Source organism: Methylobacterium oryzihabitans, assembly GCF_004004555.2.
Taxonomy (GTDB): Bacteria; Pseudomonadota; Alphaproteobacteria; order Rhizobiales; family Beijerinckiaceae; genus Methylobacterium; species Methylobacterium oryzihabitans.
Genome location: NZ_SACP01000043.1, coordinates 23356 through 35345, shown reverse-complemented (window position 1 = coordinate 35345; position 11990 = coordinate 23356). Strand labels below are relative to the sequence as shown.

Sequence of the window (11990 nt, the reverse complement as noted above, 5' to 3'; positions counted from 1 at the left end):
CCCGCGCGACCTCGCGGCCCTGCGCGACGGCCTCGACGCCGCCCGCAGCCTCGCGACCCGGCTCGCCGGCTCCGGCGCGCTGCCGGCGGAGATCGGCAAGGCGGCCCGGCTGCTCGCGGGCACCGGCGAGGACCTCGTCGAGCGCCTCGCCGCGGCCCTCGCCGACGACCTGCCGCTTCTGCGCCGCGACGGCGGCTTCGTGCGCGCCGGCTTCCACGCCGGCCTCGACGAGGCGCGCGAACTCGGCAGCGATTCCCGGCGCTACGTCGCGGCGCTCCAGGCCCGTTACGCCGAGGAGACCGGCTGCCGGACCCTGCGGATCAAGCACAACAACCTGCTCGGCTACTTCATCGAGGTGCCGCAGGCCTTCGGCGAGACGCTGCTGAAGGACCCCTGGCGGGCGACCTACATCCACCGCCAGACGATGGTCGACGCGATGCGCTTCACCAGCGTCGAGCTGGGCGAACTCGAATCGCGCATCTCCGGCGCCGCCGGCCGGGCGCTCGCCCTCGAACTGGCGGTGTTCGACGAACTCTCCGCGGCGGTGCTCGGCGAGGCGGAGGGAATCGCCGCCGCCTCGAAGGCGCTCGCCGCCCTCGACGTGTCCGCCTCGCACGCCGAACTCGCGGTCGAACTCGCCTGGACCCGGCCGGTGGTGGACGACGGCCTGACCTTCCGGATCGAGGGCGCCCGCCACCCGGTCGTCGAGGCGGCGCTCAAGCGCGCCGGCGAGCCGTTCATCGCCAACGACTGCGACCTGTCGGGTCGGGACTCGGGAACCGGCCGGGAGGCCGGCACCGGCCGGGAGGCCGGCCAGATCCTCGTCGTCACCGGCCCGAACATGGGCGGCAAGTCGACCTTCCTGCGCCAGAACGCGCTGATCGCGGTGCTTGCGCAGATCGGCGGCTTCGTGCCGGCGCGGGCCGCCCATCTCGGGGTGGTCGACCGGCTGTTCTCGCGCGTCGGCGCCGCCGACGACCTCGCCCGCGGCCACTCGACCTTCATGGTCGAGATGGTCGAGACCGCCGCGATCCTGAACCAGGCCAGCCGCCGCTCGCTGGTGGTGCTCGACGAGATCGGGCGCGGCACCGCGACCTTCGACGGGCTGTCGATCGCCTGGGCCTGCCTCGAACACCTGCACGAGATCACCGGCTGCCGGGCGCTGTTCGCGACCCACTTCCACGAGCTGACCGGCCTCGCCAAGCGGCTGGATCGCCTGTCCAACGCCACCCTGAAGGTGACGGAGTGGAAGGGCGACGTGGTGTTCCTGCACGAGGTGGTGCCGGGTGCCGCCGACCGCTCCTACGGCCTCCAGGTCGCGCGCCTCGCCGGCCTTCCGGCGGCGGTGATCGCCCGCGCCAAGGTGATCCTGTCGGAGCTTGAGAGCGGCCGGGGCGAGGGCGGTCGCGGCCGTCGTGCCGCGGCGCCGGCCGAACTGCCGCTGTTCGCGAGCCTGCCGCCGCCCGCCGCTCCGGCTCCGCCGCCGAAGCCGGACGCCCTGCGCGACCTCCTCGACGGGCTCGATCCCGACGCGATGACCCCGCGGGATGCCTTGGAGGCGCTCTACCGGCTGAAGGCGGCGCGGGACGGCTGACGCTGCCGGTCTCTGCCCGCGGTTCCGGGCCCTCGGTCTCGGAATCCGCGTGGCTCAGCGTGCGATGAGCCGCATGCCCTCCGGCACGCGCTCGGGCGCCTGCCCGGCCCGGACCCGGGCGGCGTAGTCCACCGCCGCCAGGATCGCCCGGGGCGAATACGGCTTGGCGACGATGCCGAGGCCGGCGGAGCAGTCGTCCGGAATCCGCTTGGCGTTGGCGGTGGTGAACAGCACCGTGATGCCGCCGAGCGCGTCGAGCGCCTGCGCGACCGAGACGCCGGTCGGGCCGTCGGCGAGGTGGATGTCGACGAGGGCGAGGTCGGGCCGCAGGCGGTCGCCGAGGGCGGTCGCCGAGGGCGGTCGCCTCGCGCGAATCCGCCGCCGTGCCGACGACCGCGTGCCCGCTCTCCTCGAGCAGGCATTCGAGTTCGAGCGCGACGAACACCTCGTCCTCGACCACGAGGATCCGCAAGGGGCTTGCCGCGGTCACCGGCGATGCTCCGGGGCACCGAGGGGCAGGCGGATCCGCGCGCGGGTGCCGGGGGCGAGGTCGTCCCAGGCGATCGATCCGCGCATCTGCCGCACCACCATGTCGATCAGCCCGCGCCCGAAGCCGTCGGGGTTGGGCGTCCCGGCCGCGAGTCCGACCCCGTCGTCGGCGACCGACAGCAGCAGCGCGTCGTCCTCCTCCCGCGCCTCGATCGCGATGCGACCCGGCCGTCCGTCCGGAAAGGCGTGCCGCACCGCGTTGGTGGCCAGTTCGTGCAGCAGAAGGGCCAGCGGCGCCGCCTTCGAGGCCGGAACCGGAACCGGCTCGACCGCGAGGGCGAGGTCGATCCGGTCGCCCTTCAGCCCGGAGGCGAGGTCGGAGCCGAAATCCGCCGCGAAGTCGTGCAGGTCGAAGCGGCTCACGTCGCCGGCACTGTAGAGCAGGCGATGCACCGTCGCGAGGGCGCCGATGCGGTCGGCCATGCCGAGCAGCGCGTCGCGTCCCCCGGAATCGCCGGTACGCCGGGCCTTGAGCAGCATCAGCGAGGAGATCACCTGGAGGTTGTTCTTCACCCGGTGGTCGACCTCGTGCAGCAGCGCGGTCTTCTGGTCGAGGGCGGCCTGGAGCGCCCGGGTGCGGTCGTCGACGTCCTGTTCCAGGTGGCTGCGGGCCTCGGCCAGCCGGTCCTCTCGGGTGCGGCGGGGCGAGACGTCGGTGAGGACCGCGAAGTAGTTCACCAGCGTTCCGGTCTCGTCGCGGACCGGGCTCAACGCCATGCCGTTCCAGAACGGCGTCCCGTCGCGGCGGTAGTTGAGGAGGTCGACCTCGACCGGTTCGCAGCGCGCGATCGCCGCCCGGACCCGCGCGATCGCGCCGGGGTCGCTCTCGGGCCCCTGGAGGAAGCGGCAGTTGCGGCCGATCACCTCCTCGGGGGCGTAGCCTGTGAGCCGCGCGAAGGCCGCGTTGGTGAAGACGATCGGGTTGTCGGCCCGGTGCGGGTCCGTCAGCACCATCGGCAGCGGGCTCCCCCGGAACGCCGCCGCGAACCGCGTTCCCTCGGTCCCGACCGACCGACCGACTGGATCCTCCATCGCCCTTTGCGCCCCGATGCCGAGCCGGCACCGGCTCCCGCAACCCGAACGAGCCGTCGCGGCGGCAGTTCCCGGGTCGGGGTCGACGGTGGCGGCGACGGGGCCACGAAGCTGTGCATGGCCGGTTCGCGGGGCGGCCCCGCACCGGACCGGCCCGTTAACCATCTTGCCTCCATATCGGGGGTCCATCATGTCGCCCGGTTCGTGGGGCGGCATCACCCGCCGTCCCGCACGGCGGGGCGCCCGATCGAGGACGGAACGCGATGACACCTCTCTCCGGCTGGCTCGACGGCACCCGGCGGACCCTGCGCGACGTCGCCTCCGACCGGCGCATGGCGCTGATGCTGGTGCTCGGCTTCGGGGCCGGGCTGCCGATCCTGCTCGTCTTCGCCACCCTGTCGGCGTGGCTGCGCAGCGTCGGCATCGCCCGCTCCGAGATCGGCCTGCTCAGCTACGTCTCGCTCGCCTACTCGCTGAAGTTCCTGTGGGCGCCGGTGATCGACCGCTTCGACCTGCCGGTGCTGTCGCGGTGGCTCGGCCGGCGCCGGGGCTGGATGCTCGCCTCGCAGCTCCTGGTCGCCGGAAGCCTCGTGGCGATGAGCCGGGGCGACCCGGCGCAGTCCCTCGGCTACGTCGTGGTCTGCGCCCTGCTGATCGCCTTCGCGTCGGCGACCCAGGACATCGTGGTCGACGGCTGGCGCATCGACGCCGCCCCGACCGAGCGCCAGGGCATGATGCTCGCCGCCTACCAGCTCGGCTACGCGCTCGCCCGCATCTGCGCCGGGGCCGGCGCGCTCTACGTCGCCGACGCCTTCGGCTGGGCTCCCGCCTACGGCACGATGGCGGCGCTGATGCTGGTCGCGATCGTCGGCACGCTCGCCGCCCCGAAGGTGCAGGCGCGCGATCCCGGCCAGCGCCGCGGCTGGCGCGCCGGCTTGCAGGAGGCGGTGGTCGAGCCCTTCGCCGATCTCGTGCGGCGCAAGGGCGCGGGCCTCGCCCTGATCCTCGCGCTCATCACCCTCTACCGCCTGCCCGACATCGTGTCCGGCATCATGGCGAACCCGCTCTACATCGACATGAAGTTCAGCCTGTCCGAGATCGCCACGGTGTCGAAGGTCTACGGCGTCTGGGTCGGCATCGCCGGGGCCTTCGCGGGCGGGATCGCGGTCAGCCGGCTCGGGATGCACCTGTCGCTGCTGATCGGCGGCATCGCCGCCTCGGCCTCGAACCTGATGTTCGCGTGGCTGGCGCTCGCCGGCCACGACCTGCCGCTGCTGGTGGCGAGCATCAGCATCGACAACTTCGCGGGCGCCTTCGCGGGCACCGCGCTCATCGCCTACATGTCGGGCCTGACCTCGCCGGCCTTCGCGGCGACGCAGTACGCGCTCCTGTCCTCGCTCTACGCCCTGCCGGGCAAGTTCGTCGGCGGCCTCACCGGCTTCGCCGTCGAGGCGATGGGCTACCCGGCCTTCTTCGTGATGACGGCGATGGTCGGGATCCCGGTGGTGGCGCTCTGCCTCGCCCTGCGGCTGCTGCCGGGCGAGCGCGACGAGGTGCAGGACGTCGCGGCGAACGGGGCGGTGGCGCGGCCGTGAGGCCGGGGGCGCCGCCTCACGCGCCGTCGGTGCCTCAGTCCGGCGGCACCGGCCGCGGGCGGCGGTTCGCGTCGATCGCCACGAAGGTGAACAGCGCCTGGGTGACCTGGGTGGTCTCCTCGCTCTCGCGTGCCCGGCGCCACGCCTCGATGCGGATCTTCAGCGAGCTGCGGCCGACCGAGACGATCCGGGCGTAGAGGCTCACCTCGTCGCCGACGAAGACCGGGTGCAGGAAGGTCATGCCCTCGACCGCGATGGTGGCGCAGCGGCCCCGCGCCCGCCGGGCCGCGACGTTGCCGGCGGCGAGATCCATCTGCGCCATCAGCCAGCCGCCGAAGATGTCCCCGGCCGGGTTGGTGTCGGCCGGCATCGCGATCGTGCGGATCACCGGCACGCCCCGTTCGGCGGCAAGGTCGTCGGACACCGGAGCACTCCTTCTCGGGCAGGGGCGGGGCGCCGGGTCTCGCGAACGCAGCGTCGCCGCACAGTGCATCGGTCCGCTGCCGCAGGGAACCCACTTGCGAACCGGAACGATGACGGTTCGCGCCTCGATGTCCGCACGGCGACGGTCGGATCGCGCCGCGACCGGCCGGGTTTGCCGTCCCCGCCCTGGCGCCGTATGGCCCGGAGCCGAAGTCGTCGCGCAGCCGGGGCAGTCATGACGGGGCAGGGGAAGCCGGGCGCCATCGCGGGCGAGCTGATCGCCGTCGTGGTCGCGGTCACCGACGGGGAGCCGCGGGTCCTGACCATCCCCGGGGCGGGCGCGCTGCCCTCCGGCCCGTTCGAACCGGCGCACCGCTCGCTCCAGGCCGGCCTGCGGGCCTGGGTCGAGCGGCAGACCGGCCATCCCCTCGGCTATGTCGAGCAGCTCTACACCTTCGCCGATCGGGACCGCGACGGCGGCGGCGACGCCCGGGTGATCGCGGTCAGCTATCTCGGCCTCACCCGCGAGGAGCCGGGCGCGGGCCCGGGCGAGGAGGGCTGGCGCACCTGGTACGACTACTTCCCGTGGGAGGATTGTCGCGGGGGACCGCCGGCGGTGATCGAGGGCGTGCTGAAGCCGCGGCTGCGGGCCTGGGCCACGTCCGCCAGCGCCGAGCAGCGCCGCGCCCGCGAGCAGCGCGTCGCGATCGCCTTCAGCCTCGACGGCGCGGCCTGGAACGAGGAACTGACGCTCCAGCGCTACGAACTGCTCTACGAGGCCGGCCTCGTCCCGGAGGCGGCCGCCGCCGAGCCGGTGCCCGGCCGGCGGATGCAGGGCGACCACCGCCGCATCCTGGCGACCGGCATCGCGCGGCTGCGGGCCAAGATCAAGTATCGCCCGGTGGTGTTCGAGCTGATGCCGGCGAGCTTCACCCTGCTCCAGCTCCAGCGCAGCGTCGAGGCCCTGGCCGGCCTGCGCGTCCACAAGCAGAACTTCCGCCGCCTGATCGAGCAGCAGGAGCTGGTCGAGGAGACCGGCGCCAGCACGCCCGATACCGGCGGCCGCCCCGCCAAGCTGTTCCGCTTCCGCCCCGCGGTGCTGATCGAGCGCGCGGTCGCCGGCACCAAGCTGCCGCTCACCCGCGGCTGACCCTTCGCCCGCGGCGCCCTGCAACCTGGAAAAGGCAACCGGAGGCTGATTGACAAACCTTATGCTCGGCTTCAGCATATCACGCATATGCTCAATCGGAGTATAAAGATGGTCGTGGCAAACGAGATCCTGGTCCGCACGGCGCCGCTCTACGAGCGGGTGCGACGGGTGATCCCGCCGGTCGAGTGGCCGGCCTTCGCCGGGGACGTCGACGCGATCCTGGCGCTCAAGCGCCGGCACAACGCGGTGATCCTCGCGCACAACTACCAGACGCCGGAGATCTTCCACTGCGTCGCCGACCTCGTCGGCGACAGCCTCGCGCTGGCCCGGATGGCGATGGACACCTGCGCCGACGTGATCGTGCTCGCCGGCGTCCACTTCATGGCCGAGACGGCGAAGCTCCTGAACCCGGACCGCACGGTGCTGATCCCGGATCTCGCCGCCGGCTGCTCGCTCGCCGAGTCGATCACGCCCGCGGACGTGCGGGCGATGCGCCGCCGCCACCCCGACGTGCCGGTGGTCACCTACGTCAACACCTCGGCGGCGGTGAAGGCCGAATCCGACATCTGCTGCACCTCGGGCAACGCCCGCCGGGTGGTCGAATCCCTCGGCGTGCCCCGGGTCATCATGCTGCCGGACGAGTACCTCGCCCGCAACGTCGCGGCCGAAACCGCGGTCGAGATCATCCCCTGGCACGGCCACTGCGAGGTCCACGAGCGCTTCACCCCGGCCGAGGTGCGCGAACTGCGCGAGGCCCATCCCGGCGTGGTGGTGCTCGCCCACCCGGAATGCCCGCCCGAGGTCGTGGCCGAGGCCGACTTCTCCGGTTCGACCGCGGTGATGTCGGACTTCGTCGCCACCCGCCGGCCCGAGCAGGTGGTGCTGCTGACCGAGTGCTCGATGAGCGACAACGTCGCGGTCCGGCACCCGGACGTGGCGTTCATCCGCCCGTGCAACCTGTGCCCGCACATGAAGCGGATCACCCTCGGGACCATCCGGCGGGCGCTGGAGGAGGGCCGCCACCCGGTGACGATCGATCCGGCCGTCGCCGCCCCGGCCCGGCGGGCCGTCGAGCGGATGCTGGCGCTATGAGTGCCGCGCTCGACGGCCGGCCGGTGGTGGTCGGGGCCGGGCTCGCCGGCCTGCTCACCGCCCTGACGCTGGCGCCCGAGCCGGTGGTCCTCCTCGCCCCGGCGGGCGACGGCGCCGCCAGCGCCTGGGCGCAGGGCGGGATCGCCGCCGCGATCGGAGCCGGCGACGATCCGGGGCTGCACCTCGCCGACACCCTCGCGGCCGGCGACGGCCTGTGCGACCGCGACGCCGCCGCGGCGATCCTCGCCGCCGCCCCGGCGGCGGTCGCGGCGCTGGAACGCCTCGGCGCCGTCTTCGATCGCGGGCCGGACGGTGCCCTGCTTCTCGGCCTCGAAGCGGCGCACGGCCGGCGCCGGATCGTCCACGCGGCGGGTGCCGCCACCGGGCGCGAGATCATGCGCGCCCTCGGGGCGGCGCTCGCCCGCACGCCCTCGGTCACCGTACTGACCGGCGAGGCGCGCCGGCTGCTCCTGCACGACGGCGCCGTCGCCGGCCTCGCCGTCGCGGGTCCGGCCGGGCCGGGCGTCCTCGCCACGGACCGGGTCGTGCTCGCCACCGGCGGGCTCGGCGGGCTGTTTGCCGACAGCACCAACCCGGCCGGCGCCCTCGGCACGGGCCTCGCCCTGGCGGCCCGGGCCGGGGCGGCGCTGGCCGACCCGGAATTCGTGCAGTTCCACCCCACCGCCCTCGACACCCCGGCCCGGCCGATGGGCCTCGTCAGCGAGGCGGTGCGCGGCGAGGGCGCGGTGCTGGTCGACGAGACCGGCGCCCGCTTCCTCGCCGGCGAGCCCGGGGCGGAACTGGCGCCGCGGGACGTGGTGGCGCGGGCCGTCTGGCGCCGTCTGCGGGCTGGCCATCAGGTCTTCCTCGACGCGCGGGAGAAGCCCGGTCGGGACTTCGCGGCGCGGTTTCCCGGCCTCGCCGCCCTGTGCCGGGCGGCGGGCCTCGACCCGTCGCGCCAGCCGATCCCGGTGCGGCCGGCGGCGCATTACCACATGGGCGGCATCGCCGTGGACGGGGACGGACGCAGCACCGTGCCGGGCCTGTGGGCCTGCGGCGAGGTCGCGGCGACCGGCCTGCACGGGGCCAACCGCCTCGCCAGCAACTCCCTCGCCGAGGCGGCGGTCTGCGCCGGGCGGGTCGCCGCGAGCGTCGCCGGGACCCCGGCGGGACGGTGGCGCCCGACCGCGGAGCCGGCCGCGCTTCCGGCTCCGGACGCGGCCCGGGTCCGGTTGATCCTGTCGCGGGCGCTCGGCGTCGAGCGCGACGGCGATGCCTTGCGCGCGGCGGTCGCGGCCCTGTTGCCGCTCGCCGAGGCGCCGGGCCCGGCCCGGGACCCGGCGACCGTCGGGCTGACGATGGCGGTCGCCGCCCTCGACCGGCGCGAGAGCCGCGGCGCCCACCACCGCACCGACCACCCCGACCGCGCGGCCCCGCCCCGCCGCACGGTCCTGCACCTCGACGACGCCCTCGCGGCGGCCCGCGCCGTCCGCCCCCCTCTCGCCCGGAGCGCCTGACCATGACCCCCCTGTCCCCCCTGCCGGCGATCATGACCGAACCGGTGGTGCGCGCCGCCCTGCTTGAGGACCTCGGCCGGGCCGGCGACCTCACCACCGACGCGATCGTGCCGGCCGATCACCGCAGCGCCACCGTGCTGGCCGCCCGCCAGGCGGGCGTGGTGGCCGGCCTCGACCTCGCCGCCACCGCGTTCCGGCTCATCGACCCGGCCATCGCCGTCACGGTGCTGCGGCCGGACGGCGCCGCGGTGGCGCCCGGCGACGTGGTGGCGCGGGTCGAGGGTCCGTCGCGCGGCATCCTCACGGCGGAGCGCACCGCCCTCAACCTGCTGAGCCGGCTGAGCGGCATCGCCACCGCGACCGCCGCCGTGGCGACGGCGATCCGCGGCCACCGCGCGACGGTGGTCTGCACCCGCAAGACCACGCCGGGCCTGCGGGCGGTGGAAAAATACGCCGTGCGGGCGGGGGGCGGGGGCAACCACCGCTTCGGCCTCGACGACGCGGTGCTCATCAAGGACAACCACGTCGCGATCGCGGGCGGCATCCGGTCGGCGGTGGAGCGCGCCCGCGCCGGGGTCGGACACCTCGTCAAGATCGAGGTCGAGGTCGACACCCTGGACCAGCTCCGCGAGGCGCTCGACATCGGGGTCGACGCGGTGCTGCTCGACAACATGGGTCCCGAGACGCTGGCCCGCGCGGTGGCGATGGTCGGAGGCCGCGCGATCACCGAGGCGTCGGGCCGCGTCACCCCGCAGACCGCCCCGGCTATCGCAGCGACCGGCGTCGACCTGATCTCGATCGGCTGGCTCACCCACAGCGCGCCGATCCTCGACATCGGGCTCGACCACGTCGGGTGAGGCACGGTCATCGCGGCAGCGATCGTCCTGCGGTCATCCGAAGGGCGACGCCCGGTGGCGGGCGCGATGCGCATTGCGCCCGAAGAGCGCCCGCGGAGCGGGAGCCGAAGGCGCGGACGCGGTTGCCGGCCCTCACGGCCAAGCAAGAAACAACGGTCATCGCTTCGAAGCGACGTTGTCAGGAAGATAGGTTGCCCATTTCGCTGGCAATCGGCATCTCGGCGCGAGCCCTCGCCGATACCGCATTCAACTTGCAAATATCGCATCAATGTGCGATATTATCGCAGTGAAGCCGATCACCTACCGCCCCGCCGCACTGCGCGCCCTGACCGGCCTTCCCAAGCGGGACCGCTTGGCGATCCTCGCCAAGCTCGCCCGCTACGCCGAGACCGGCGCTGGCGATGTCCGGGCACTGTCCGGTCGGCCGGGCGCGCGGCTGCGGGTCGGAGACTACCGCATCGTGTTCGTGGAGGACGAGGCGGGCATCGACGTGGCGCTGATCGGCCACCGCCGCGACGTGTACGAGTGAGGAGAGACCCATGACCGTCCAGTTCATCACCACCCCGGCCGGCGAGGAACTGGCGATCCTGCCGCGCCGCGACTACGACGCTCTCCTCGCCCGGCTCGGCGACGAGGCGGCGGAGGACCGCGCCACCGCCCGTATCGTCGACGAGCACTTGGCTGCGGTCGCCGCCGGCACCGCCGGGCCTGCGATCCCCCATTGGTTCGTGATGCTTCTCGCCGAGCACGGCTCGACGGTGACCGCAGCGCGCAAGCACCACGACAACTGCACGCAGGCGCAACTCGCCGAGGCGATCGGGATCTCACAGGGCCACCTCTCGGATATCGAGCGGGGACGGCGGGCGCTCACGCGGGAACAGGCGCGCCAAGTCGCTGCGCACACTGGCGTCGAGGCCGAGTGGCTGCTGTGACCGTCGGGACCAAGCCACGGTCACGGCCATGATCGCGTCTCCTCCGTGGTTTTTGCAGCGCACCATATCCTTATGAGAACACCCGAACGAGACGACGCCATGAGACGCCGTTGCAGGACGGTCTAGAGCCATGCGAGACAATCCATGGCCCGCATCGGCTGAGCCTGCGTCCCTACCGCCGACCAGGACCTTCCGGGATGGCTCCCGATGGCCCCTTCGCCGTCCCCTTGCGGAACCGACGGGGCCGCTGCCACCTTGTCAGCGACACGCCTCACCGCCGCAGGAAGCCGCCGTGACCGAGATCGTTTCGATGGAGACCGCCACGCCCGTTGCGCCGGGCGCGCCCGAGCGCCTCGGCGAAGCCGACCTCGCCGCCCTGCGGGCGGCGATCACCACCCTGGAGAAGCCGAGCCTCGCGGGCCGGCTCGCCGGCCTCGCGGGGGCGCCGCTGGAGATGATCGGCCGCGTCCTGCCGGAGGCGGTCACCGACACCGTCGCGCAGGCGGCCGAGGGGGCGATCCGGGTCTCCCTGCGGACCGCGCTGGCGACGCTGCCGCGGGGCGGCACGCCGGCCGACGCGGCCGTGCCGGTGCCGGCCTCGCCGTCGCTGCGCGCCCGCGCCCTCGATCTCCTCGGCCGCTACCCGCCGGGCGACCGCGGCCACAAGGCGCTGGCGGCCCTCTCGGGCGCCCTCGGCGGCGCGTTCGGGCTCTCGACCCTCGCGGTCGAATTGCCGGTCTCCACCACCCTGATGCTGCGCTCGATCGCCGAGATCGCCCAGCGCGAGGGCGAGGATCTCGGCACGCCGGAGGCGGCGCTGGCCTGCATGCAGGTCTTCGCCCTCGGCGGCCGCGCCGGCGACTCGAAGGCGGTCGAGAGCGGCTACTTCGCCGTGCGGGCGGCACTGGCCCACGCCATGGCGGACGCCGCCCGCTACGCCGCCGGGCGCGGGCTGCTCGACGAGAGCGCCCCGGCGCTGGCCCGCCTCGCCGCCCAGATCGCTTCGCGCTTCGGCCTCGTCGTGTCGCAGAAGGCGGCGGCCCAGGCGGTGCCGGTCGTCGGGGCGCTCGGCGGCGCCGCGGTCAACACCGCGTTCATGGACCATTACCAGGGCGTCGCCCGGGCCCACTTCACCGTGCGCCGGCTGGAGCGGCGCTACGGCAAGGAGACGGTGCGGGCCGCCTACGAGGCCGAGCGCGCCGCGCTCGGCCTCGCGCCGGAGCCGGGGCAGGCGGCGGCGTAGCGACGT

12 protein-coding genes are annotated in these 11990 nt (G+C 74.2%); 9 read left to right on the top strand and 3 right to left on the bottom strand.

The window, feature by feature from the left end:
- Window positions 1–1594: DNA mismatch repair protein MutS (gene mutS, locus EOE48_RS26460; protein ID WP_127733878.1), on the top strand; the 1594-nt coding region annotated here is incomplete at its 5' end.
- Between the two features lie 54 nt (window positions 1595–1648).
- Here mutS and EOE48_RS30115 read toward each other — a convergent pair.
- Both EOE48_RS30115 and EOE48_RS26450 read right to left on the bottom strand, forming a co-directional pair.
- Window positions 1649–1828 (bottom strand): hypothetical protein, encoded by a 180-nt coding sequence (locus EOE48_RS30115; RefSeq protein WP_246154922.1) that lies wholly within the window; start codon window positions 1826–1828, stop codon window positions 1649–1651.
- Window positions 1829–2080: 252 nt separating this feature from the next.
- Complete coding sequence (locus EOE48_RS26450) at window positions 2081–3175, bottom strand: sensor histidine kinase (protein WP_127733877.1); 1095 nt, start codon at window positions 3173–3175, stop codon at window positions 2081–2083.
- A gap of 263 nt (window positions 3176–3438) precedes the next feature.
- Between EOE48_RS26450 and EOE48_RS26445 the strand changes: the two genes are divergently transcribed.
- Complete coding sequence (locus tag EOE48_RS26445) at window positions 3439–4770, top strand: AmpG family muropeptide MFS transporter (protein ID WP_127733876.1); 1332 nt, start codon at window positions 3439–3441, stop codon at window positions 4768–4770.
- Window positions 4771–4804: 34 nt separating this feature from the next.
- On the opposite strand, the gene EOE48_RS26440 is transcribed toward EOE48_RS26445, so the two are convergent.
- Window positions 4805–5140: an acyl-CoA thioesterase gene (locus tag EOE48_RS26440; protein WP_246154934.1), complete on the bottom strand. Its 336-nt coding sequence runs from the start codon at window positions 5138–5140 to the stop codon at window positions 4805–4807.
- 288 nt (window positions 5141–5428) lie between these two features.
- Between EOE48_RS26440 and EOE48_RS26435 the strand changes: the two genes are divergently transcribed.
- From EOE48_RS26435 to EOE48_RS26405, 7 genes are all read left to right on the top strand, one after another.
- Window positions 5429–6343: an NUDIX hydrolase gene (locus tag EOE48_RS26435; RefSeq protein WP_127733874.1), complete on the top strand. Its 915-nt coding sequence runs from the start codon at window positions 5429–5431 to the stop codon at window positions 6341–6343.
- Window positions 6344–6451: 108 nt separating this feature from the next.
- Window positions 6452–7435 (top strand): quinolinate synthase NadA, encoded by a 984-nt coding sequence (gene nadA / locus EOE48_RS26430; RefSeq protein WP_127733873.1) that lies wholly within the window; start codon window positions 6452–6454, stop codon window positions 7433–7435.
- Window positions 7432–8952 (top strand): L-aspartate oxidase, encoded by a 1521-nt coding sequence (locus tag EOE48_RS26425; RefSeq protein ID WP_127733872.1) that lies wholly within the window; start codon window positions 7432–7434, stop codon window positions 8950–8952. Before nadA ends, EOE48_RS26425 begins: the two co-directional genes overlap by 4 nt.
- A gap of 2 nt (window positions 8953–8954) precedes the next feature.
- A complete protein-coding gene (gene nadC, locus EOE48_RS26420; RefSeq protein ID WP_127733871.1) occupies window positions 8955–9809 on the top strand; it encodes a carboxylating nicotinate-nucleotide diphosphorylase in 855 nt (284 codons plus the stop codon).
- Window positions 9810–10095: 286 nt separating this feature from the next.
- The gene (locus EOE48_RS26415; RefSeq protein WP_127733870.1) at window positions 10096–10338 is read left to right on the top strand and encodes a type II toxin-antitoxin system RelE family toxin; all 243 of its coding nucleotides are present in this window, start codon (window positions 10096–10098) and stop codon (window positions 10336–10338) included.
- Between the two features lie 10 nt (window positions 10339–10348).
- Window positions 10349–10741 (top strand): helix-turn-helix domain-containing protein, encoded by a 393-nt coding sequence (locus EOE48_RS26410; RefSeq protein WP_127733869.1) that lies wholly within the window; start codon window positions 10349–10351, stop codon window positions 10739–10741.
- A 310-nt stretch (window positions 10742–11051) separates the two neighbouring features.
- Window positions 11052–11984, top strand: a complete 933-nt coding sequence (locus tag EOE48_RS26405; protein WP_187371558.1) for an EcsC family protein — start codon at window positions 11052–11054, stop codon at window positions 11982–11984.
- The last annotated feature ends 6 nt before the right edge of the window (window positions 11985–11990 follow it).